The sequence below is a fragment of the Streptomyces sp. T12 genome (genome assembly GCF_028736035.1).
GTDB lineage: Bacteria > Actinomycetota > Actinomycetes > Streptomycetales > Streptomycetaceae > Streptomyces.
This window is the reverse complement of sequence record NZ_CP117866.1, coordinates 3,861,325-3,881,413: the sequence shown is the minus strand read 5'-3', so window position 1 is coordinate 3,881,413 and position 20,089 is coordinate 3,861,325. Positions and strand designations below refer to the sequence as shown.

Here is a 20,089-nt window from a genome sequence, read left to right as displayed (position 1 = left end):
GCCCCGCGTCCAGCCGAACGCGTGACACCACAGGTGAGTTCGCCCACAACAGCCCTTGGCGGAGGAGCGACCGGAGGTTTTGCGCCTTACGCTCGACAAACCGCACGACCCCCGACGCCCCATCCCTCGATCTTCTGGATTTCCCGCCAGCGGAGGTTTCTGTTTCATGAAGCTCACCGTCGTCGGCTGCTCGGGGTCGTTCCCGTCCGCGGAATCGGCCTGCTCGAGCTACCTCGTCGAGGCCGACGGCTTCCGGCTGCTCCTCGACATGGGCAACGGCGCCCTGGGCGAGCTGCAGCGCCACTGCGGTCTCTACGACCTCGACGCGATCTTCCTCAGCCATCTGCACGCCGACCACTGCATCGACATGTGCGCGTACTTCGTCGCGCGCTACTACCGGCACGACGGCGGCCGCTGCGACCCGATCCCGGTCTACGGACCGGAGGGCACGGAACAGCGTCTGACCACCGCCTACGCCGACACCCCCACCGCCTCGTCCATGAGCGAGGTCTTCGACTTCCACACGGTCAAGCCGTCCACCTTCGACATCGGCCCGTTCACGGTGCACACGGAACGCGTGGCCCACCCGGTGGAGGCGTACGGCATCCGGATCGAGCACGGCGGGAAGACCCTGACGTACTCCGGCGACACGGGCATCAGCACGGCCCTGGACGAACTCGCCCGCGACGCCGACCTGTTCCTGTGCGAGGCCGCTTTCACACACGGCAAGGAAAACATCCCGGACCTGCATCTCAACGGCCGCGAGGCGGGCCAGACGGCGGCCCGCGCGAACGCCCGCCGTCTGGTCCTCACCCACATCCCGCCGTGGACCGACCCCGAGGTCAACCTCGCCGACGCGCGCGCGGTCTACGACGGCCCGGTGGCACTGGCGGCGCCGCGGCAGGCGTACGAGATCTAGCCGGTCGAGAAGCTGCCCGTACGGGGTTCAGGCCCGTATGTGCGCGAAGGCCCCGGAACCTTTTCGGTTCCGGGGCCTTCGCCGTTCGTCGCTGGGCCGTGCGGCCTACTTCGCCTCCGCCTTCTGGAGTTCGGCGAGTTCCTCGTCGGACTCGCGGCCCGGGGTCGGCAGGTTGAACTTGGTGATCGCGAACCGGAAGACCACGTAGTAGACCGCGGCGAAGCACAGGCCCACCAGGGCCAGACCCCACGGGTTGGTCGCGATGCCCAGGTTCAGGCCGAAGTCGACCGCGCCGGCCGAGAAGCCGAAGCCGTCCTTCATGCCGAGCGCCCAGGTCAAGGCCATCGACACACCGGTCAGCACCGCGTGGATCGCGTACAGCACCGGGGCGATGAACATGAAGGTGAACTCGATCGGCTCGGTCACGCCCGTGACGAACGAGGTCAGCGCGAGGGACAGCATCATGCCGCCGACGACCTTGCGGCGCTCGGGCCGGGCGCAGTGCACGATCGCGAGGCACGCGGCCGGCAGCGCGAACATCATGATCGGGAAGAAGCCGGTCATGAACTGGCCGGCGCTCGGGTCGCCGGCCAGGAACCGGGCGATGTCGCCGCTCTTGCCCTGGTACTCGCCGGCCTGGAACCAGGGGAAGGAGTTCAGCAGGTGGTGCATGCCGATCGGGATCAGCGCGCGGTTGGCGACACCGAAGATGCCGGCACCGACGGCCCCGGAGCCGACCAGCCACTCGCCGAAGTTGTGCAGACCCGTGCCGAGGACCGGCCAGATGTAGCCGAAGACGATGCCGATGACCAGGCCGGCGAAGGCCGACAGGATCGGGACCAGTCGGCGGCCACCGAAGAAGCCCGCCCAGTCGGGCAGCTTGGTGCGGTAGAAGCGCTGGTACAGCAGGGCGACGACTATGCCCATCACCACGCCGCCGAGGACCTTGGCGTCCACCGGCGCGTCGACCATCACGACCTTGCCGTCGACGGCCGTCGCCACCTGCGGCAGGTTCTTGTCGGTGAACGTGGCCAGCACGTTCTTGAAGACCAGGTAGCCGACCACGGCCGCCAGGGCCGTCGAGCCGTCCGACTTCTTGGCGAAGCCGATCGCGATGCCCACGGCGAACAGCAGCGCCATGTTGTCGAGGATCGCGTTGCCGCCGGCCGCCATGAAGCCCGCGATCTTCGTGATGAAGCCGGGGAACGACTCGCGCCCCAGCATGTCGGTGTTGCCGAGGCGGACCAGGAGGGCGGCGGCGGGCAGGACCGCCACCGGCAGCATCAGGCTCCGGCCGATACGCTGCAGAACAGCCATCGCACCGGCGCCCTTCTTCTTGTCGGCCGCGGGAGCGGCGCTGGCCGTGGTCACAACTTCCTCCAGGGGGGCATGGCGCCGCCCGAAGACAAAGGAGGGGACGGCGGCGTCTGGTCTAAACCACTTAGTGGTGTAGACCTGTTGTAGCACGGTGAAGGCCGGATAAGGAACCCGCGATTCCCGCGACTGATCCGCTACTTTCCGGCGTCTGCGCGCCCACTCCGCCCCCGCCCGGTCACGTCAGACCTTGGTCACGTCCTCGACCTCGTCCTCCGGCTCCCGCCCCGGGGTCTTCAGGTCGAACTTCGTGATGGCGAACCGGAACACGCCGTAATAGACGGCCGCGAAGCACAGGCCGATCGGAATGATCGCCCAAGGTCTCGTCGCCAGGTTCCAGTTGATGATGTAGTCGATCAGTCCGGCGGAGAAGCTGAAGCCGTCGTGCACGCCCAGTCCCCAGGTCACCGCCATCGACACGCCCGTCAGCAGCGCGTGCAGCGCGTACAGGAGCGGGGCGATGAAGAGGAACGAGTACTCGATCGGTTCCGTGATGCCGGTGACGAACGACGTCAGGGCCACCGACAGCATCAGACCGCCGACCTCCTTGCGGCGGCTCGGCTTGGCGCAGTGCGTGATGGCGAGGGCCGCCGCCGGCAGGGCGAACATCATGATCGGGAAGAAGCCCGAGGTGAACTGGCCGGCGTTCGGATCGCCCGCGAGGAACATGTTGATGTCGCCGTGCACCACCTCGCCGTCGGGCGTGGTGTAGCTGCCGAACTGGAACCAGATGGGCACGTTGAGGAACTGGTGCAGGCCCACGACCAGCAGTGCCCGGTTGGCGATGCCGAACACGCCCGCGCCCCAGGCGCCCAGGTCGCTCATCCAGTCGCTGAAGCTCTCCAGCGCGTCACCGATCGGCGGCCAGACCCACAGGCACAGTACCGCGAACACGATCGCCACGAACGCCATGATGATCGGGACCAGACGTCGCCCGTTGAAGAAGCCGAGCCAGTCCACCAGCTTCGTCCGGTGGTAGCGCTGCCAGAAGAAGGCCGCGAGCAGGCCGATGACGATGCCGCCGAAGACGCCGGGGTTCTGGTACTCGTACGCGCTCACCGTCCCGTCGGCCGCGGCGCAGCCGATGTTGGTGATCTCCTTCGTCCCGTCCGGACAGTCCTCCGGGAACTCGCGCAGCACGTTGTAGTAGACGAGGAACCCCGCCACCGCCGCGAGCGCCGTCGAGCCGTCCGCCTTCTTCGCCATGCCGATGGCCACGCCGACGCAGAACAGCAACGGCAGTCCGAGCGAGCCGTCGAGCAGCGCGCCGCCCGCGCCGTCCATCACCTTCGAGACGTTGTCCCAGCCGAGCCCCTCGTCCCCGAACACATCCGGCTGGCCGAGGCGGTTGAGGATGCCCGCGGCCGGCAGGACGGCGATGGGGAGCTGAAGGCTGCGCCCCATCTTCTGCAGCCCCTGGAACGCCGCCTGCCACCGCCTGCGCGCGGGGGAGATCCGGGTCTCGGCACTCATGGGTTGGCGACCGCCTGCCAGGTGGTGTAGACCAGTTACCGACGATTGGGTTGCTGTGACGTCATCCTTCGGTACTCACCACGCACCCGCTCGTAAAGTTGGGCCAACAGTGCGTGAGGAGACCGAAATGGCCAGCAAGGCTGAGAAGATCGTCGCCGGGCTCGGCGGCATCGACAACATCGAGGAGATCGAGGGCTGCATCACCCGGCTCCGCACCGAGGTCAGCGACCCCTCGCTGGTCGACGACACCGCCCTGAAGGCCGCCGGCGCCCACGGCGTCGTGAAGATGGGCACCGCCATCCAGGTCGTCATCGGCACCGACGCCGACCCGATCGCGGCGGAGATCGAAGACATGATGTGAAGCGCGGGCATCGTCCCGGGCTTCAGCCTCTGAGGGACTCCCGGCTTCACCCCTGAGGGCCCCTTCCCACCACGGGAGGGGCCCTCCCCCGTGGGCCGCTAGGCTCAACGCCATGGCAGCTACCTCCTCAATTCCTCGCATCGACGGCCGCACCCCCGAACAGCTCCGCCCGGTCACCATCGAACGCGCCTGGAGCAAGCACGCAGAGGGCTCCGTCCTCGTCTCCTTCGGCGACACGAAGGTCCTGTGCACCGCCTCCTTCACCGAAGGCGTCCCGCGCTGGCGCAAGGGCAGTGGCGAGGGCTGGGTCACCGCGGAGTACGCCATGCTGCCGCGCGCCACCAACACCCGTGGCGACCGTGAGTCCGTCCGGGGCAAGATCGGCGGCCGTACGCACGAGATCAGCCGCCTCATCGGCCGTTCCCTGCGCGCGGTCATCGACTACAAGGCGCTCGGCGAGAACATGATCGTCCTCGACTGCGACGTCCTCCAGGCCGACGGCGGCACGCGTACGGCGGCCATCACCGGCGCATACGTCGCGCTCGCCGACGCCGTCGCCTGGGCCCAGGGCAAGAAGCTCATCAAGCCCGGCCGCAAGCCGCTCACCGGCACGGTCAGCGCCGTCTCGGTCGGCATCGTCGGCGGCGTCCCGCTCCTCGACCTCTGCTACGAGGAGGACGTGAAGGCCGACACCGACATGAACGTCGTCTGCACCGGCGACGGCCGCTTCGTCGAGGTCCAGGGCACCGCCGAGGCCGAGCCCTTCGCCCGCGCGGAGCTCAACTCCCTGCTGGACCTTGCGGTTTCCGGTTGCGGGGAGCTGGCGGAACTGCAGCGCAAGGCACTTGATACCGTCCTCGAAAAGTAAAGGACGCACCAAGAAGAGCCGCAGCTCCGGGCAACCGCGCAGCCCTTCCTGGCGTCACTAGGGGTACGGGCGTACGGCACACCGCTGTACGCCCGGCCAGTGACCAACGGGGGCCCTGCGAGGCCTGAGAGCAGGGAGGGAACGTCAACCATGGCCACGAGCCGACGCCGCCGGAGCCGTATCGCCATAGCCGCCGCAGCCATTGCGGCCGTCGGGCTGACGGCCGGGCTGACCACCGGCTGCGACGCCGTCAACAAGGCGCTGGACTGCGTCCAGACCGCCGACGCCATCGCCGACAGCGTCACGGAACTCCAGCAGGCCGTGGAGAGCGCCGCGAACGACCCGACGCAGCTCGAGGAGTCGCTGACCTCCATCGACAAGAACCTCGACAAGATCGGCGACAAGACGGACGACGCCGACGTCAACAAGGCGGTGGACGACCTCCAGAAGGCCGTCACCAACGTCCGTGACGCGGTCAAGAACGGCGACGAGACCCCCGACATCAGCCCGGTGACGGACGCGGCCGGCGAGCTGACGAAGGTCTGCACGCCGTAACACCCGGGACGGGAAAGCCGTAATACCCCGGACGGAAGAACCGGGTTGGCGAGGCCGGGATACTGGACCCCATGACCCGCTTGATCCTCGCCACCCGTAACGCCGGAAAGATCACCGAGCTCCGGGCGATCCTCGCCGACGCAGGGCTGCCTCATGACCTCGTCGGCGCGGACGCCTACCCGGACATCCCCGACGTCAAGGAAACCGGCGTCACCTTCGCCGAGAACGCCCTGCTCAAGGCCCACGCCCTGGCCCAGGCGACGGGACTGCCCGCGATCGCCGACGACTCGGGGCTGTGCGTCGACGTTCTGAACGGCGCCCCCGGCATCTTCTCGGCCCGCTGGGCCGGCCGGCACGGTGACGACCAGGCCAACCTGGAGCTGCTGCTGGCCCAGCTGGGCGACATCGACGACGCCCACCGCGGTGCCCACTTCGCCTGCGCGGCCGCGCTCGCCCTGCCGGACGGTACGGAACGGGTGGTCGAGGGGCAGTTGCGGGGCGTTCTGCGACACGCCCCCGTCGGTACCAACGGCTTCGGGTACGACCCCATCCTCCAGCCGGAGGGCGAGCGCCGGACCTGTGCCGAGTTGAGCGCCGAGGAGAAGAACGCCATCAGCCACCGGGGCAAGGCGTTCCGGGCGCTCGTGCCGGTCGTACGTGAACTGCTCGCGCAGTAAGGAGCAAGCAGCAAGTGGTGCGGCCGGAGGGACTCGAACCCTCACGGGTGTTACCCCACTGGGACCTAAACCCAGCGTGACTGCCAATTCCACCACGGCCGCGTGACCTTGCCCGGCCATGCTACTGGCCGGGCCGGGTGGTCAGATGCCCAGATCCTTGATGATCTTCGCCACGTGGCCGGTCGCCCGCACGTTGTACAGCGCCCGCTCGACCTTGCCCTCCTCGTCCACGATCACCGTGGACCGGATGACGCCCATGTAGGTCTTGCCGTAGTTCTTCTTCTCGCCGTAGGCCCCGTAGGCCTCGGTGACGGACTTCTCCGGGTCGGCCACCAGCGTGACCTTCAGGGACTCCTGGTCGCGGAACTTGGCGAGCTTCTCCGGCTTGTCGGGGGAGACGCCGATCACGTCGTACCCGGCGCCGGCCAGCAGCTCCAGGTTGTCCGTGAAGTCGCAGGCCTGCTTGGTGCAGCCGGGCGTCAGGGCGGCCGGGTAGAAGTAGACGATGACCTTGCGGCCCTTGTGGTCCGACAGGGACACCTCGTTGCCGTCGGCGTCGGGCAGGGTGAAGGCGGGGGCCACGTCCCCCGGCTGGAGTCGCTCGCTCATCGGACCAGCGTAACCGGGGAGCCTGACAGTGCGGTCCGGCGTGGAGCTGACAGACTGTCCGCAAACAGCATCAGCTTCACTTCGGAGGCCGTACGGTGGCGGACACGTCGGACACCAGAACACCGGCGCAGATCGAGGCGGACATCAAAGCCCGCCGCGCAGCGCTGGCCGAGACGCTCGACGAGATCGGGGTGCGCGTGCACCCGAAGACGATCGTCGGCGACGCCAAGGCCAAGGTCGTCTCGAACATCGACCACACCCTCGGACGGGCCTACGTCGGGGTCAACCGGGCCGTGAGCGATGTGAAGGCCCAGTTCACCGACGAGGAGGGCGCGCCCCGCCTGGAGCGGATCGTGCCCGTCGCGCTCGTCGCCGTGGGGCTCGTGGGCCTGTTGGCCCTCGGCACCCGGCGCCGCAGGGGCTGAGCGAGGGCGGACCCACCGGCGTACGGACACGGCAAAGGCAGGTAGGTTCAAAGGCGTGAGCGCCAACAGAAACGAGCACAGCACCCACCACGACAAGCTGCCCATCCGGATGCTGCACGACCGTGTACTCGTGCGGCAGGACACCAGCGAGGGCGAGCGGCGTTCCGGTGGCGGCATCCTGATCCCCGCCACCGCGGCCGTCGGCCGTCGGCTGGCCTGGGCCGAGGTCGTCGCGGTGGGGCAGAACGTACGGACCGTGGAGACCGGCGACCGGGTCCTGTACGACCCGGAGGACCGTGCCGAGGTCGAGGTGCGCGGGGTCGCGTATGTGCTCATGCGTGAGCGTGATCTGCACGCCGTGGCCGCCGACCGGTTCGAGGGGTCGGAGGACTCGACGGGGCTGTACCTGTAACGAGGCTCTACCTGCAATTCAACGGTTCGAGGGGCTGGTGACCATCGGCACCAGCCCCTCTTCCTGTCTCATGCTGCTGCTGTCGTACGCCGCGAGGTCCCTGCCCATCGGTACCGCCTACGGCGTGTGGGTGGGGATCGGTGCGGCCGGCGCGGCGGTGGTCGGCATGGTGGTGCTGGGGGAGCCGGTCACCGCCGCGCGGATCTTCTTCGTCTGTCTGCTGCTGGTCGCCGTGGTGGGGCTGAAGGCGACCGGCGGTCACTGATCGGGTCCGGCGCTCACTCCCGGCGGGCCGTGCTCTGCGGCCCGCCGGTGATTCCCGTCGTTCCTCCGCCGCCGGTGTCCGTACCGCCGGTCGTGGTGTCGCCGCCCGTCGTGCCGCCGGTGTCCGTTCCGCCGGTGGTGGTGTCGCCCGTGGTGCCGCCGTCGGTGGTCGTGCCTCCGTCGGTCGTGCCGCCTGTGGTGGTGTCGCCGGTGGTGCCGCCGTCGGTGGTCGTACCCCCGTCGGTCGTGCCGCCCGTCGTCGTGTCGCCCGTCGTGCCGCCGTCCGTCTGGCCCGGCGTCTCACCGCCGGTCTGGCCCTCGGTGTCCTGGCCGCCGGTGGTGGTGTCCCCGGTGGTGCCGCCGTTGTCCTGGCCGCCGTTGTCCTGGTCGCCCTGGGTCGGGTCGGTCGTCGGGTACTGGGGCACGTCGGCGCCCTGCTGGAGTTCCAGGTCGAAGTCGCTGACCGGCTTGCCCTTCAGGGCCTCCTTGGTGAACTGGGCCCAGATGTCGGTGGGTGCGCCGCCGCCGTTGATGCGGTTGAGGCCCATCACCCCGTACAGGGACTTGTGCTTGGCCGTGACCGGGTCCTGGCCCATGACGGCGACGACGGTGGCGAGTTCGGGGGTGTAGCCGGCGAACCAGGCGGCCTGGTCCTCCTCCGCCGTACCGGTCTTGCCCGCCGCCGGGCGGCCGGCGGCCTGGGCGGCGGTGGCGGTGCCGTTGTCGACGACGCTCTGCAGGACGGAGGTCGTGGTGTCGGCGGCCTCGCGGCTGATGACCTGGGAGGTCTTGCGCTCCGGCATCTCGATGACGTCGGCGCCGTCCTTGGTGACCTTGTCGATCATGGTGTACGTGCCGTGCTTGCCGTGGTTGGCGAGCGTCGCGTAGGCCTCCGCCATGTCGAGGACGCTGGCGGTGGCCACGCCGAGCGCGATGGACGGGGACGGGTACAACTCCGGGGTGCTGGACGGCAGGCCGAGCTCGACCGCGGTGTCCTTCACCTTTTCGGGGCCCACGTCGACGGCCATCTGCGCGTACACCGAGTTGACGGACTTGTCGGTGGCCGTACGGACGTTGATGTTGCCGTAGGAGTACTCGTCCTCGTTCTCGGGGGCGTAGGCGCCGCCGGTCCAGCCCTGTACCGGGCGCTTGTTGGTGCCGTCGTAGATCGTGTTCGGGGTGATCTGGCGGCCGTCCTGCGTGGTCGACTCGTTCTCCACGGCCGAGGTGAACACGAACGGCTTGAAGGTGGAGCCGACCTGGAAGTCCCGGCGGGTGGCGTTCGGGGTGTACTGCTTCACGTAGTCGATGCCGTTGTACATCGCGACGACCTTGCCGGTCTTCGGGTCGACGGAGGCGCCGCCCGCGCGGACGTAGGTGTCGACCTTGTTGTTCTTCTTGTCCAGCTTGGACATCAGCTGGTCGTTGACGGCGTCGACGAAGGCGTTCTGCTTGTCCTTCTGCAGGGTGGTGGTGACGCGGTAGCCACCGGCCTCGAGCTCCTCCGCGCTGACGATCTTGTTCTTGGTCAGGTAGTCCTTGACGATCCCCACGATGTAACCGCGCTGCCCGGACAGGCCGGTGGAGGTCGCGGCCTCCTTCGGCATCGGGAACTTCATGCCCGCCCGCTTGCTCTCGGACAGCCAGCCCTTGGTGACCATGCCGTCGAGGACGTAGTTCCAACGGGACACGGCCGCGGCCTTGTTCTCCGGGTGGGCGACCACGTCGTACTCGCTGGGCGCGTTGACCAGCGCGGCCAGGTAGGCGGCGCGGGCCGGGTCGAGCTTCTTGGCGTCCATGCCGTAGTAGGCCTGGGCGGCGGCCTGGATGCCGTAGGCGTTGCGGCCGAAGAAGCTGGTGTTGAGGTAGCCCTCGAGGATGTCGTCCTTGCTCTTCTCCCGGTCCAGCTTGATCGAGATGAAGAACTCCTTCACCTTGCGGGTGACGGTCTGGTCCTGACGCAGGTAGTAGTTCTTCACGTACTGCTGGGTGATCGTGGAGCCGGACTGCTTGCCCTTGCCGGTGACCGTGTTCCAGCCGGCGCGCAGCATCGCCTTGGGGTCGATGGCGGACTCGGTGTAGAAGTCGCGGTCCTCGGCGGCCAGGATCGCGTGCTGGGCGGCCTTGGACATCTGAGCGAGGGTGACGTTCTCCCGGTTGACCTGACCGTCGCGGGCGATCACGGAGCCGTCCGCGTACATGTAGACGTTGGCCTGCTTGGTGGCGAGCGCGTTGGCCGGCGGGATCTTGACCATGGAGTAGCCGAGGAAGAACAGGCCGAAGAGCAGCAGTACGCCGATGACGAAGGTGCCGAGCACCGTCCGCCAGGTCGGGATGATCCGTCGCCAGCCCGTGCGTTTCGGCCGACCGGGCTTCCGGGTCGGCTGCTGTGGCGGCTGTTGCTCGTCGCTCATGTCGTGCACGGACTCCTGTTTCGCGTCGTACGTTCCTGTACGCCTCGTACGCCTACTGCGCCCCCATTGAAGACTCTCGCACCGGGCGTTCCGTTCCCGGAAACGGCGCGTGTCCGTGGAAAGTGAGCAGGCTCTCGCGCCGGGTGTCCCCTGGAAATTGGCTGGCAGCCCCCGTCCTGCGCGCACTAGGCTCCTGCGCTTCGGTGTCGTGCGGGCTAGGAGGGCTGTGGATGTGGGCTCGGGGCGGTTGTACTTAGCCGTCGCGGCGGGCGGATTCAGACGATACGCGACGTATCGGGCGGCAACTGCGGCCGGGGTGTTCACCAACACCGTCTTCGGCGTGATCCTCGTCTACACCTATCTGGCGCTGTGGGACGAGAAGCCGCATCTCGGGGGCTACGACCAGGCGCAGGCCGTGACCTACGTCTGGCTGGGCCAGTGCCTCTACGCGACGCTGGCCATCCAGGGCGGCGGCGCCGAGAAGGACCTGATGGACCGCATCCGCACCGGCGAGATCGCCGTCGACCTGTACCGGCCGGCCGATCTCCAACTGTGGTGGCTGGCGGGCGACGTGGGGCGGGCGCTGTTCCAGATGCTGGGGCGGGGCGTCATCCCGTTCGCGTTCGGCGCGATCTTCTTCCCGATGGCGCTGCCGACGGACGTCACCCCTTGGGCGGCCTTCGCCGTCACCCTCCTGCTGGCAACCCTCGTCAGCTTCGCGATCCGCTACCTGGCGGCCCTCAGCGTGTTCTGGCTGATGGACGGCATGGGCGTCAACCAGGCCCTGATGATCACGGGCATCTTCTTCTCGGGCATGGTGCTGCCTCTGAACGCCTTCCCGGGCGTCTTCGGCGACATCGCGCGGGTGCTGCCGTGGGCGGCGCAGCTGCAGATGCCGGCGGACGTGCTCATGGGGGAGACCGACCCGCTGAGGGCGTACGCCTTCCAGGCGGCGTGGGCGGTGGCGTTGCTGGCGGCCGGGCGGCTGGTGCAGTCGGCGGCGACGCGGCGGGTGGTGGTGCAGGGTGGCTGAGTTCTCCGGTGTCGCCAGGGCGGGCGAGGGGCTGCGGGCCTACCGGCTGATCGCCGGGATGTGGATCCGGTCCAGCATGACCTACCGCGCCTCCTTCGTCGTGACCGTCTTCGGCAACCTGCTGGTGACCGGCCTGGACTTCGTGGCGATCCTGCTGATGTTCTCGCAGGTCGACTCGCTGGGCGGCTGGCCGCTGGCCGAAGTCGCCTTTCTGTACGGACTTTCGGCGACGGCGTTCGGGCTCGCCGACCTGACGTTCGGCTCGATGGACGTCCTGGGCAGCCGGATGCGCGACGGTTCCTTCGACACGCTGCTCGTGCGGCCCGCCCCGGTGCTCGCCCAGGTCGCCGCGGACCACTTCGCGTTGCGCCGCCTGGGCCGGATCACCCAGGGCGTGCTGGTGCTGGGCTGGGGACTGTCGGCCGTCGACGTCGACTGGACCGTGGCGAAGGTGCTGCTGGTGCCGGTGATGGTGGTCAGCGGCGGGGTGATCTTCTGCGCCCTGTTCGTGGCGGGCGCGGCCTTCCAGTTCCTGGCGCAGGACGCCGCCGAGGTGCAGAACGCGTTCACGTACGGCGGCACCACGCTGTTGCAGTACCCGCCGACCGTGTTCGGCAAGGACCTGGTGCGCGGGGTGACGTTCATGCTGCCGCTCGCCTTCGTCAACTGGGTGCCCGCCGCCTATGTGTTGGGGCGGCCGTACCCGATCGGCCTTCCTTCGTGGGCGGCCTTCGCGTCCCCGCTGGCGGCGGCGGCGTGCTGTGCGGCGGCCGGACTGGTGTGGCGGGCCGGGCTGCGGTCGTATCGGAGTACGGGGAGTTAGGGGAGCTGAGGGCAGGCCATGGACGACACGTTCATCGAACTCGACGGCGTCGAGAAGGTCTTCGACGTACGCAAGAAGACGGGCTTTCTGAAGCGGGAGCGGCGGCAGGTGCGGGCCGTCGACTCGATCTCCTTCAGCGTGGCGCGCGGCGAGATGGTGGGCTACATCGGGCCGAACGGCGCCGGCAAGTCGACGACGATCAAGATGCTGACCGGCATCCTGACCCCCAGCGGGGGCCGGCTGCGCGTCGCCGGTATCGACCCGTCCCGCGAGCGCACCCGGCTCGCGCACCGCATCGGGGTGGTGTTCGGCCAGCGCACCACCCTGTGGTGGGACCTGCCGCTGATCGACTCGTACAAGCTGATGCACCGCATGTACCGCATCCCGGACGCCCGTTACCGCGAGAACCTCGACCGCCTGGTCGAACTCCTCGACCTGGGCGAGCTGTTGGACGTCCCGGTACGTCAGCTCTCCCTCGGCCAGCGGATGCGCGGCGACATCGCGGCGGCGCTGCTGCACGACCCCGAGGTGCTGTACCTGGACGAGCCGACGATCGGGCTCGACGTCATCTCCAAGGCGAAGGTCCGGGAGTTTCTGCGGGAGCTGAACGCCGAGCGCGGCACGACGGTGCTGCTGACCACGCACGACCTGCAGGACATCGAGCAGTTGTGCTCGCGGGTGATGGTCATCGACCACGGGCGGTTGATGTACGACGGTCCGCTCGCCGGCCTGCACGAGGTGGGGGAGAGCGAGCGCACCCTGGTCGTCGACCTGGAGCGCGAGCTGCCCCCGATCGAGGCGGCGCCCGCGCGCGTGGTGAAGGTCGAGGGGCCCCGGCAGTGGCTGGCGTTCCCTGCGGCCGAGTCGGCGGCGGTGCTGGTGGCGCGGATCGCGGCGGAGTATCCGCTGGTGGACCTGTCGGTGCGGGAGCCGGACATCGAGGCCGTGATCGCGAAGATGCTGCATACATTGGGGGACACCCCCAAACCCCCGCCCGAGCAGGCCGAGAAGGCGGCGCACGCGAGGAACGCGGGCAAGGCGGTCTCGTAGCCCCCGGGGCGGGGTTGCTCGTAGGCTGCTGAACATGAGCGACGATGCCCCGGAGTTGCGTGCCTCAGACGCCGATCGTGAACGAGTCACCGAGATCCTGCGGGACGCCCTCGCGGAGGGGCGGCTCGACATGGAGGAGTTCGGGGAACGTCTGGACGCCACGTACCAGGCGCGTACGTACGGGGAGCTGGCGCCGATCACCCGGGATCTGCCCGTCGGCGCGGTGGCCGTCCCGAAGATCGACATGGTCAAGAAGGACGGGCTCCCGGACGGGAGTTGGGCGGATCGGATCGTCGGCGGTGAGGGGTCGTCGGCGTGGGGTGTCGCCGTGATGTCCGGGTTCCAGCGCAGGGGGCGGTGGACGGCGCCGAAGCGGTTCAACTGCTTCGCCTTCTGGGGCGGCGGGGAGATCGATCTGCGGGAGGCGAACTTCGCGGACCGGGAGATCGAGATCAACTGCGTCGCGATCATGGGCGGGATGCAGGTGATCGTGCCGCCGGGGGTCCAGGTCGAGGTGCGCGGAATCGGGATCATGGGGGGCTTCGACCACCGTGAGGAGGGCGTGCCGGGGGATCCGGGCGCGCCGCGCGTGATCGTGACCGGGTTCGCCTTCTGGGGCGGTGTCGGGGTCGAGCGCAAGCGCACGCGGGAACAGCGCCAGGAACTCCGCGAGGAACGCCGGCGGGAGAAGCTGGCGCGACGGGAACAGCAGCGGGAGCTGCGGGAGTCGATCCGGGACGGGCAGCACGAGGCGCACCGCGAGATGCTGGAGGAACACCGGGACATGGGGCGGCATGCGCACGGTGACCGCGGGAGGCGCCGGGAGCGGGCGCGGGAGCGGGACGAGGACTGAGCTCCGTTCGGTCGCGGTCGCGGGGCGCGCCCGGCGCTGAGCCGCCCGTCACAGGTCCGCCGGTGCCGCGCCCTTCAGGTCCTGGAGGTTGAAGGTTTCCGCCATCCGCTCGTAGCCCTTGTCACTCGGGTGGAGGTGGTCGCCCGAGTCGTAGTCGGGGCGGAACTTACGGGGGTTGTACGGGTCCCGTACGGCCTGGTCGAAGTCGGCCACCGCGTCGAAGACCCGGCCCGCGCGGATCTCGGCGTTGATCTGCTGGCGTACGTTCTCGCGGGCGTCCGTGTAGCCGCGGTGGCCCTGGAAGGGCATCAGGGTCGCGCCGATGACCTTCAGGCCGCGGGCGTGGGCCTGGCGGACCAGGGTGCGCAGGCCGTCGAGGACGCGGTTGGGGTCGGCGAGGTTCGGGTTGCGCAGGATGTCGTTGACGCCGAGGTCGATGACCACGACCTTGACGTTCGTACGGGAGAGGACGTCGCGGTGGTACCGGCCGATGCCGGCCTGGTTGTCCGCGGGGCGCCCGGCGCCGCTGGCGAGGATCTGGTTGCCGCTGATGCCCTGGTTGACGACGCTGTAGCGCGGCACGTTCTCGCCGGCCGCGATCGCCGTGCGCAGCCGGCGGGAGAGGACGTCCGTCCAGCGGCGGTTGGCGTTCTCGGTGGACGTGATGCCGTCGGTCAGCGAGTCGCCGAAGACCACGACGGTGCCGTCGGACTCGTTGCTGAGGACGTCCAGCGCGGTCAGGTACCGCCAGGCCTCGACCCGCCCGGTGTACGCCACTCCGGTCGCGTCCTCGGTGAGGTCGCCCTGGGCGACGTAACTGGTCTGGCGTGCGTGGGGGTGGAAGGTGACCGGACCGGACTGGGTGGGGGAGTAGGTGGTGACCAGGATGTCGGCGTCCGCGGCGATCGCGAGGCGTACGGCGTCGCTCAGCACCTGCTGCCCCGGCGGGATGACGACCGTGGGGTTGCCGGCGAAGGTCAGCCTGCGCATGGTGTCCGCGACGGCCGCCGCGGTCTGGCTGCCGGCGGCGACGGCGATCGACGCGTGCGTGATCGTCAGCGCCGACTGGCCGTAGAGGTTGGACAGCGTGATCCGGGCACTCTTGCCGCCGACACTCGTGTGCACGACGTTGCGCACCGAACTGCCTGCCAGGCCCGCGACCTCGGTGCCCGGCTCGGCGCCGACCGGGGAGGCGGACCAGGCGCCGACCCAGATGCCGGTGGAGGCGGGGGCGGCGGGGCCCCGCGCGGCGCCTTCCTGGGCGAGGGCGCTCTTGCCGGTGGCGCTGCCCTCGTCGGAGGCGAATCCGATGTATATGGCGGTGGACAGCGTGACGATCAGGGCGATCATCGCGGCGAGCAAGGCGCTGTGCTTTGTGGGGGGCACCCCCACACCCCCAGCGTTACGCCTGGTCATGCGGTGCGTGTCTCCTCGGGCGGATGGGAGCCCGAGGCTCCGATGTGATCACCTCATGATGCGTCATGAGGCAGAGGGGAGTTGCACGGACCCCCCCGTTGGGCCGCCGGAGTTCATCCGGAGTTCGCCATCGACCTCCCCCCACCGGACAGACGCCGGGAACTCTTGATTCGTTCCAGGAGTCGGTCAGGAAGGGACAATGTGTGCGGGGGATCACTGGACGGGTGGAGCGGATGGAACGTACGAATCCGGATGTAACGGGAACACGTGACGTAGGGGAGCATGCCCGGTCGGATGCCGCCGATAACCGGCGCGTCCCCGTATCGGCCGTACGTGCGATGACGACGTTCACCGCCGCCGACGAGGAGAAACAGCGCGGCGTACGGCGGATGAAGATCACCGCGACCGGGATGCTGCTGCTCGTGGCGCTGGTGTACGTCCTCGCCAAGTGGGCCTCGAACGCGGGTGCGGGGGACTGGGCGAACTATGTCGCCGCGGCCGCCGAGGCCGGCATGGTCGGCGCGCTCGCGGACTGGTTCGCGGTCACGGCCCTGTTCCGTCACCCGCTGGGCATCCCCATCCCGCACACCGCGATCATCCCCAACAAGAAGGACCAGCTGGGCGTCTCGCTGGGCGAGTTCGTCGGGGAGAACTTCCTCTCCGAGGACGTCGTACGACAGCGCCTGCGCGCCGTCGGCATCGGCAACCGGCTGGGCGGATGGCTGGCCGAGCCCGAGCACGCGGACCGGGTGACGGCGGAGCTGTCGGCGGCACTGAGAGGTGCCCTGACGGTCATGCGCGACTCGGACGTCCAGGCGGTGGTGGGAGAGGCGATCACCCGTCGTGCCGACGCGAAGGACATCGCGCCCGGCATAGGGAAGATGCTGCAGAAGATCGTCGCGGACGGCGGCCACAAGCGGGCCGTCGACCTGATCGTCGCGCGGGCCCAGAACTGGCTGATCCTGCACGACGACGAGATCATGGACGCGGTCCAGGGCGGCGCCCCCGGCTGGACCCCGAAGTTCGTCGACCGCAGGGTCGGCGAGCGCGTCTACAAGGAGCTGCTCCGCTTCGTCACCGAGATGCGCGACATGCCCTCCCACCCGGCCCGCGGCGCCCTCGACCGCTTCCTCACCGACTTCGCCTCCGACCTGCAGTCCGACACGGACACGCGCGCGCGTGTCGAGCGGCTCAAGGGCGAGGTGCTCGGGCGCGGCGAGGTCCAGGACCTGATCGCGTCCGCGTGGACCGCCGTACGATCGATGATCGTCTCGGCGGCCGAGGACGAACGCAGTGAGCTGCGCCTGCGCGTGCGTGCCTCGCTGCTGTCGCTGGGTGCGCGGATGGCAGACGAACCGCGGCTCCAGGCCAAGGTCGACAGCTGGGTCGAGGGCGCGGCGGTGTACGTCGTCACCACCTACCGCAACGAGATCACGTCCCTGATCACGGACACCGTGGCGAGCTGGGACGCCGAGCACACGACGAAGAAGATCGAGGCACACATCGGCCGCGACCTGCAGTTCATCCGCATCAACGGCACGGTCGTGGGGTCGTTGGCCGGGTTGCTGATCTACACGGTGTCGCGGGCGCTGGGGGCGTAGCGCGGGCGTAGGGGGACCGGACGCGGACCGGTCCCGGCTCTCCCCCGGTCAAGAGCCGGGACCGGAGACTCTCGCCCGGCCCTTACTGCGACTCGCGCCGGGCCCGATCGCGGCGGCGCAGCAGGAGCAGGCCGCCGGCGAGGGCGGTGATGCCCGTGGCGGCGGTCCAGCCGACGATGTCGTTCGAGCCGGTGGCGGCGAGGTCACCGGCGGAGGAGGAGGCGGCGGACGCGGAGGGCGACGCCGTGGACCCGCCCGTCTGAGGCCGGGGGTCCGACCCCGAGCCCGACCCCGAACCGGCAGCAGCGGACGCCGACGCCGACGCCGCCGGACCGGACGAACCGCCCGTGCCCGTCCCCGTGGCCTTGTCCCGCGTGAACGCCAGCGTGCCGAAGCCCAGTTGGTCGTAGCCGCCGCTGTTGGGGCCGTAGTCCCCGCCGCCGCCCTCCGGCGCGGACTTCGCGGCGATCTGCGTGAGATACGTGGCCGACAGGCCCCGGCGCTTGGTGTAGTGGTTGGCGATCATCGCCCAGATCGGGCGGGTCATCGCCGGGTCCACGGGCGCGGCCTGGGTCACGGTCTCCGACCCCGACCAGCCGTTGATCGCGCCCTTCCTGCGGGTGTTCGCGGTGAACGGCACCTCCCCGCCCAGGGCCCACTTGGCGACGTACTGGGCGCCCTTGAGGAAGCGGCTGTCGTCGTAGCCGTACAGGTCGATGCCCTGGTTCCAGGCCATCTCGCAGAAGGTGCCCATCAGGCCGACGCCGAGCAGGGCGTGCCCCTGGTCGCGGCCGGACTCCAGCCACTCGGCGAGCCCGTCGTCGTGCACGACGGGGATGGCGTTCTTGATGGAGCCGAGGCCCTCGCCGTGCTTGAAGTACTCCACGGCGCGGGCGACCTGGGCCTTGTCGTCGCAGAAGATGCCGCTGGCCAGGACGCAGCACATGGCGGCGAGGTCCCAGTTGGTCCAGTAGTTGCTGACGACGGCGCCGTTGTGCTCCGCCAGGAAGCTGTCACTGGGCGGCGCGAAGACGGTGCTCAGCATCTCCTGGAACCGGCCGAGCTCGAAGTCGGGGTGGTCGCGGACGAGTTCGGCGGCGTTGGCGATCTGGTAGCCGTACAGACCGGCGGCCAGGAAGCGGTCCGCGCTGCCCTGCAGGCTGGTCAGCTTGGCCGACCAGGCGTTGAGGATCGCGACGGCGGTGTCGGCGTGCGCGCTGTCACCGCTGACGTGGTGGCGCAGGGCGTTCTGGTAGGCGGCGTGGATGTCGTTGTAGAGGGTGCGGTAGTTCTGCGGCGAGCCCGCACCCCGGTACACGATCTCCTGCGGGTTGGCCGCCCAGCCGCTCTGCGCGTGCCGGTTGGCGGTCAGCTTGGCGAACCCGGCCGTGTAGGGGGCGGCGCCGGCCTTCACCTTGGCGGCCATACGGCCGAGGTCGGCGCCGGTGTGCAGGAGGCCGGGGTGCGCGTAGGCGCCGGCCGCCACGGCAGGGGTGGGCAGCACGGCCGCACCGATACCGACGGCTCCGGCTGCCGCGCCCGCGGCCTTGAGCATGCTCCGGCGGCTGATCTGTCGTGTCACGTCGTCATTCCTCGCGTGCCTGCGGCTGGGGACGGTGAGGAGACGGGGGGAGACTGCGGGGGATAACAAAAACTCCGGACGCAGATCAGGAGCCTTGTCGATGACCATCCGCAGGATCGTCCCCGACGTCCACGTCGGTTCCGAGACAGCGATGCACACGAGCCGGGACTTCTACGGCCTGCTCGGCTTCGAGGAGGTGATGCACCTGGGCTGGGTGATGACGATGGCGTCCCCGGCCAACCCCACCGCCCAGATCAGCTTCTTCACCGAGGAACGCACCGCCCCCGTCGTCCCCGACCTGAGCGTGGAGGTCGAGGACGTCGACGCCGTGTACGCGCAGGTGGTGGCGTCGGGCGCGGAGGTCGTACGGGAGCTTCGGGAGGAGGAGTGGGGCGTACGGCGGTTCTTCGTACGGGATCCGAACGGGCGGGTGGTGAATGTGCTGAGCCACCGGCCCTAGCGGCGAGGGCGCCGGTCCGCCACCGCCCAGGACGCGAGGGCCACCGCCCCCGCCACCCCGAAGACGGCGGGCCAGGCGCCCACCTTCTTGGCCAGCGGATGCGACCCGGCGAAGGCGGCGACATACGCGGCGGTCAGCGCCCCCGCGGCCTTCCCGCCCGCCTGCTGCCGCCACTGCTGCGCGGCCGCGGCCCCCGCGACGGCCAGTACGGCCCCGCCGAGCTGCCGCTTCCTGGTCCAGCGGGCCACGCCGTACCCACCGACGAGTCCGCCCGCGGCGACCACCGCGCTGGGAACCTTCGCCATGCTGCCTCCAACCACTTCTGCCGACCGCCGCTGTCGACCGCTTCTGCCGACCAGTTCGGCCGACCAGTTCGGCCGACCGCTTCTGCCGAGCCTTGGAGAACCGAGGCTAACCGGCCTCGCTCTTCCGCATCTCGGCCCGGGCCCGCAGCTCCGAGGCGTACCCCGAGCCGATCGCGCCCCCGGCGGCGGTGAGGGCGAGACCCAGGGCGGCCGGGTTGACGTACCCGGGCACGTCACCGTTGTCGTAACTCCCGCCGTCGCTCGTCTCGCAGACGAACCCGAGGGGGACGTACGTGACCTTGTAGTCGACGATCTCGATTCCCTGCTGGTGCCGCTCCCACCAGCCCGCCGTACGACAGGACCGGGGCGGCGCCGAGTCGGTGCCGCCGTCCTCCGCCACCATGACCGCGCCGCAGACGGCGAGCAGCCCCCACGCGTACAGGGCGCAGCCGCCCGCACCCGCGAGGGCGGCGACGCCGCGCAGTACGGCGGGAGCGCTCGCGCGCCGCAGGCCGTGGTCGGCCAGGGTGCGGCCGCCGTATCCGCAGAGCCCGACGGCGCCGATCACCGCGACCACGACGAACAGCAGGATCAGCAGGATCACGTGGCCTCCAG

General features: G+C 69.6%; 21 protein-coding genes, 1 tRNA gene and 1 pseudogene. 14 read left to right on the top strand and 9 right to left on the bottom strand.

The window, feature by feature from the left end; all coding sequences use genetic code 11:
• Positions 1 to 166 precede the first annotated feature (166 nt).
• The gene (locus tag PBV52_RS17310) at positions 167 to 919 is read left to right on the top strand and encodes an MBL fold metallo-hydrolase (protein ID WP_274239276.1); all 753 of its coding nucleotides are present in this window, start codon (positions 167 to 169) and stop codon (positions 917 to 919) included.
• Positions 920 to 1,024: 105 nt separating this feature from the next.
• On the opposite strand, the gene PBV52_RS17305 is transcribed toward PBV52_RS17310, so the two are convergent.
• Both PBV52_RS17305 and PBV52_RS17300 read right to left on the bottom strand, forming a co-directional pair.
• Positions 1,025 to 2,290, bottom strand: a complete 1,266-nt coding sequence (locus PBV52_RS17305) for a PTS transporter subunit EIIC (protein ID WP_274239275.1) — start codon at positions 2,288 to 2,290, stop codon at positions 1,025 to 1,027.
• 186 nt (positions 2,291 to 2,476) lie between these two features.
• Positions 2,477 to 3,766: a PTS transporter subunit EIIC gene (locus tag PBV52_RS17300; protein WP_274239274.1), complete on the bottom strand. Its 1,290-nt coding sequence runs from the start codon at positions 3,764 to 3,766 to the stop codon at positions 2,477 to 2,479.
• 127 nt (positions 3,767 to 3,893) lie between these two features.
• Between PBV52_RS17300 and PBV52_RS17295 the strand changes: the two genes are divergently transcribed.
• The 4 genes from PBV52_RS17295 (at position 3,894) to rdgB (ending at position 6,227) form a co-directional block, all read left to right on the top strand.
• Positions 3,894 to 4,127, top strand: coding sequence for a PTS glucose/sucrose transporter subunit IIB (locus PBV52_RS17295; protein WP_274239273.1), 234 nt, complete (start codon positions 3,894 to 3,896; stop codon positions 4,125 to 4,127).
• A 130-nt stretch (positions 4,128 to 4,257) separates the two neighbouring features.
• Positions 4,258 to 4,995: a ribonuclease PH gene (gene rph, locus PBV52_RS17290; RefSeq protein WP_274249425.1), complete on the top strand. Its 738-nt coding sequence runs from the start codon at positions 4,258 to 4,260 to the stop codon at positions 4,993 to 4,995.
• A 150-nt stretch (positions 4,996 to 5,145) separates the two neighbouring features.
• The gene (locus PBV52_RS17285; protein WP_274239272.1) at positions 5,146 to 5,550 is read left to right on the top strand and encodes a hypothetical protein; all 405 of its coding nucleotides are present in this window, start codon (positions 5,146 to 5,148) and stop codon (positions 5,548 to 5,550) included.
• 71 nt (positions 5,551 to 5,621) lie between these two features.
• Positions 5,622 to 6,227, top strand: a complete 606-nt coding sequence (gene rdgB, locus PBV52_RS17280) for an RdgB/HAM1 family non-canonical purine NTP pyrophosphatase (RefSeq protein ID WP_274239271.1) — start codon at positions 5,622 to 5,624, stop codon at positions 6,225 to 6,227.
• 15 nt (positions 6,228 to 6,242) lie between these two features.
• Here rdgB and PBV52_RS17275 read toward each other — a convergent pair.
• Positions 6,243 to 6,329: transfer RNA gene (locus PBV52_RS17275), tRNA-Leu, on the bottom strand.
• 39 nt (positions 6,330 to 6,368) lie between these two features.
• Positions 6,369 to 6,836, bottom strand: coding sequence for a thioredoxin-dependent thiol peroxidase (gene bcp / locus PBV52_RS17270; protein ID WP_274239270.1), 468 nt, complete (start codon positions 6,834 to 6,836; stop codon positions 6,369 to 6,371).
• Between the two features lie 95 nt (positions 6,837 to 6,931).
• On the opposite strand from bcp, the gene PBV52_RS17265 reads away from it, so the two are divergent.
• The 3 genes and pseudogenes from PBV52_RS17265 to PBV52_RS17255 all read left to right on the top strand — a co-directional run.
• Positions 6,932 to 7,261 (top strand): DUF3618 domain-containing protein, encoded by a 330-nt coding sequence (locus PBV52_RS17265; RefSeq protein ID WP_274239269.1) that lies wholly within the window; start codon positions 6,932 to 6,934, stop codon positions 7,259 to 7,261.
• 55 nt (positions 7,262 to 7,316) lie between these two features.
• Positions 7,317 to 7,673: a co-chaperone GroES gene (locus PBV52_RS17260; RefSeq protein WP_128428777.1), complete on the top strand. Its 357-nt coding sequence runs from the start codon at positions 7,317 to 7,319 to the stop codon at positions 7,671 to 7,673.
• A 70-nt stretch (positions 7,674 to 7,743) separates the two neighbouring features.
• Positions 7,744 to 7,938, top strand: a pseudogene (locus tag PBV52_RS17255) (multidrug efflux SMR transporter); the annotation flags it as partial.
• A 13-nt stretch (positions 7,939 to 7,951) separates the two neighbouring features.
• On the opposite strand, the gene PBV52_RS17250 reads toward PBV52_RS17255, so the two are convergent.
• Positions 7,952 to 10,351 (bottom strand): transglycosylase domain-containing protein, encoded by a 2,400-nt coding sequence (locus tag PBV52_RS17250; RefSeq protein WP_274239268.1) that lies wholly within the window; start codon positions 10,349 to 10,351, stop codon positions 7,952 to 7,954.
• Positions 10,352 to 10,583: 232 nt separating this feature from the next.
• On the opposite strand from PBV52_RS17250, the gene PBV52_RS17245 reads away from it, so the two are divergent.
• From PBV52_RS17245 to PBV52_RS17230, 4 genes are read left to right on the top strand one after another with little or no spacing between them, the layout of a single operon-like run.
• A complete protein-coding gene (locus PBV52_RS17245) occupies positions 10,584 to 11,384 on the top strand; it encodes an ABC-2 family transporter protein (RefSeq protein WP_274249424.1) in 801 nt (266 codons plus the stop codon).
• Between the two features lie 58 nt (positions 11,385 to 11,442).
• A complete protein-coding gene (locus tag PBV52_RS17240) occupies positions 11,443 to 12,207 on the top strand; it encodes an ABC transporter permease (RefSeq protein WP_274249423.1) in 765 nt (254 codons plus the stop codon).
• Positions 12,208 to 12,225: 18 nt separating this feature from the next.
• Positions 12,226 to 13,257, top strand: a complete 1,032-nt coding sequence (locus tag PBV52_RS17235) for an ATP-binding cassette domain-containing protein (protein ID WP_274239267.1) — start codon at positions 12,226 to 12,228, stop codon at positions 13,255 to 13,257.
• A 34-nt stretch (positions 13,258 to 13,291) separates the two neighbouring features.
• Entirely contained in the window at positions 13,292 to 14,110 is an 819-nt protein-coding gene (locus PBV52_RS17230; protein WP_274239266.1) for a DUF1707 domain-containing protein, read from the top strand.
• A 48-nt stretch (positions 14,111 to 14,158) separates the two neighbouring features.
• Here the strand turns inward: PBV52_RS17230 and PBV52_RS17225 are convergent, their stop codons facing one another.
• Positions 14,159 to 15,526, bottom strand: a complete 1,368-nt coding sequence (locus PBV52_RS17225) for an SGNH/GDSL hydrolase family protein (RefSeq protein WP_274239265.1) — start codon at positions 15,524 to 15,526, stop codon at positions 14,159 to 14,161.
• Positions 15,527 to 15,759: 233 nt separating this feature from the next.
• On the opposite strand from PBV52_RS17225, the gene PBV52_RS17220 reads away from it, so the two are divergent.
• Entirely contained in the window at positions 15,760 to 17,127 is a 1,368-nt protein-coding gene (locus PBV52_RS17220) for a DUF445 domain-containing protein (protein WP_306801427.1), read from the top strand.
• An 82-nt stretch (positions 17,128 to 17,209) separates the two neighbouring features.
• Here the strand turns inward: PBV52_RS17220 and PBV52_RS17215 are convergent, their stop codons facing one another.
• On the bottom strand, positions 17,210 to 18,682 hold the full coding sequence (locus PBV52_RS17215; protein ID WP_373922011.1) for an alginate lyase family protein: 1,473 nt from the start codon (positions 18,680 to 18,682) through the stop codon (positions 17,210 to 17,212).
• Positions 18,683 to 18,809: 127 nt separating this feature from the next.
• Here PBV52_RS17215 and PBV52_RS17210 point away from each other — a divergent pair, with 127 nt between their 5' ends.
• Positions 18,810 to 19,169 carry a VOC family protein gene (locus PBV52_RS17210; protein ID WP_274239262.1) on the top strand — a complete coding sequence of 120 codons (360 nt, stop codon included), beginning with the start codon at positions 18,810 to 18,812 and terminating at the stop codon, positions 19,167 to 19,169.
• Here PBV52_RS17210 and PBV52_RS17205 read toward each other — a convergent pair.
• Both PBV52_RS17205 and PBV52_RS17200 read right to left on the bottom strand, forming a co-directional pair.
• Positions 19,166 to 19,474 (bottom strand): hypothetical protein, encoded by a 309-nt coding sequence (locus PBV52_RS17205; RefSeq protein ID WP_274239261.1) that lies wholly within the window; start codon positions 19,472 to 19,474, stop codon positions 19,166 to 19,168. The two genes, PBV52_RS17210 and PBV52_RS17205, sit on opposite strands and share 4 nt — an antisense overlap.
• A gap of 106 nt (positions 19,475 to 19,580) precedes the next feature.
• Positions 19,581 to 20,078, bottom strand: a complete 498-nt coding sequence (locus PBV52_RS17200; protein WP_274239260.1) for a hypothetical protein — start codon at positions 20,076 to 20,078, stop codon at positions 19,581 to 19,583.
• Between the last annotated feature and the right edge of the window lie 11 nt (positions 20,079 to 20,089).

Excerpts from the sequence above, each read along its gene's own strand:
- PBV52_RS17225 (WP_274239265.1), bottom strand. The coding sequence starts at position 15,526 with ATGACCAGGCGTAACGCTGGGGGTGTGGGGGTGCCCCCCACAAAGCAC.
- PBV52_RS17250 (WP_274239268.1), bottom strand. The coding sequence starts at position 10,351 with ATGAGCGACGAGCAACAGCCGCCACAGCAGCCGACCCGGAAGCCCGGT.
- PBV52_RS17220 (WP_306801427.1), top strand. The coding sequence starts at position 15,760 with ATGGAACGTACGAATCCGGATGTAACGGGAACACGTGACGTAGGGGAG.
- PBV52_RS17230 (WP_274239266.1), top strand. The coding sequence starts at position 13,292 with ATGAGCGACGATGCCCCGGAGTTGCGTGCCTCAGACGCCGATCGTGAA.
- PBV52_RS17310 (WP_274239276.1), top strand. The coding sequence starts at position 167 with ATGAAGCTCACCGTCGTCGGCTGCTCGGGGTCGTTCCCGTCCGCGGAA.
- PBV52_RS17210 (WP_274239262.1), top strand. The coding sequence starts at position 18,810 with ATGACCATCCGCAGGATCGTCCCCGACGTCCACGTCGGTTCCGAGACA.
- bcp (WP_274239270.1), bottom strand. The coding sequence starts at position 6,836 with ATGAGCGAGCGACTCCAGCCGGGGGACGTGGCCCCCGCCTTCACCCTG.
- PBV52_RS17300 (WP_274239274.1), bottom strand. The coding sequence starts at position 3,766 with ATGAGTGCCGAGACCCGGATCTCCCCCGCGCGCAGGCGGTGGCAGGCG.
- PBV52_RS17295 (WP_274239273.1), top strand. The coding sequence starts at position 3,894 with ATGGCCAGCAAGGCTGAGAAGATCGTCGCCGGGCTCGGCGGCATCGAC.
- rdgB (WP_274239271.1), top strand. The coding sequence starts at position 5,622 with ATGACCCGCTTGATCCTCGCCACCCGTAACGCCGGAAAGATCACCGAG.
- PBV52_RS17240 (WP_274249423.1), top strand. The coding sequence starts at position 11,443 with ATGTGGATCCGGTCCAGCATGACCTACCGCGCCTCCTTCGTCGTGACC.
- PBV52_RS17205 (WP_274239261.1), bottom strand. The coding sequence starts at position 19,474 with ATGGCGAAGGTTCCCAGCGCGGTGGTCGCCGCGGGCGGACTCGTCGGT.
- PBV52_RS17215 (WP_373922011.1), bottom strand. The coding sequence starts at position 18,682 with ATGCTCAAGGCCGCGGGCGCGGCAGCCGGAGCCGTCGGTATCGGTGCG.
- PBV52_RS17235 (WP_274239267.1), top strand. The coding sequence starts at position 12,226 with ATGGACGACACGTTCATCGAACTCGACGGCGTCGAGAAGGTCTTCGAC.
- PBV52_RS17285 (WP_274239272.1), top strand. The coding sequence starts at position 5,146 with ATGGCCACGAGCCGACGCCGCCGGAGCCGTATCGCCATAGCCGCCGCA.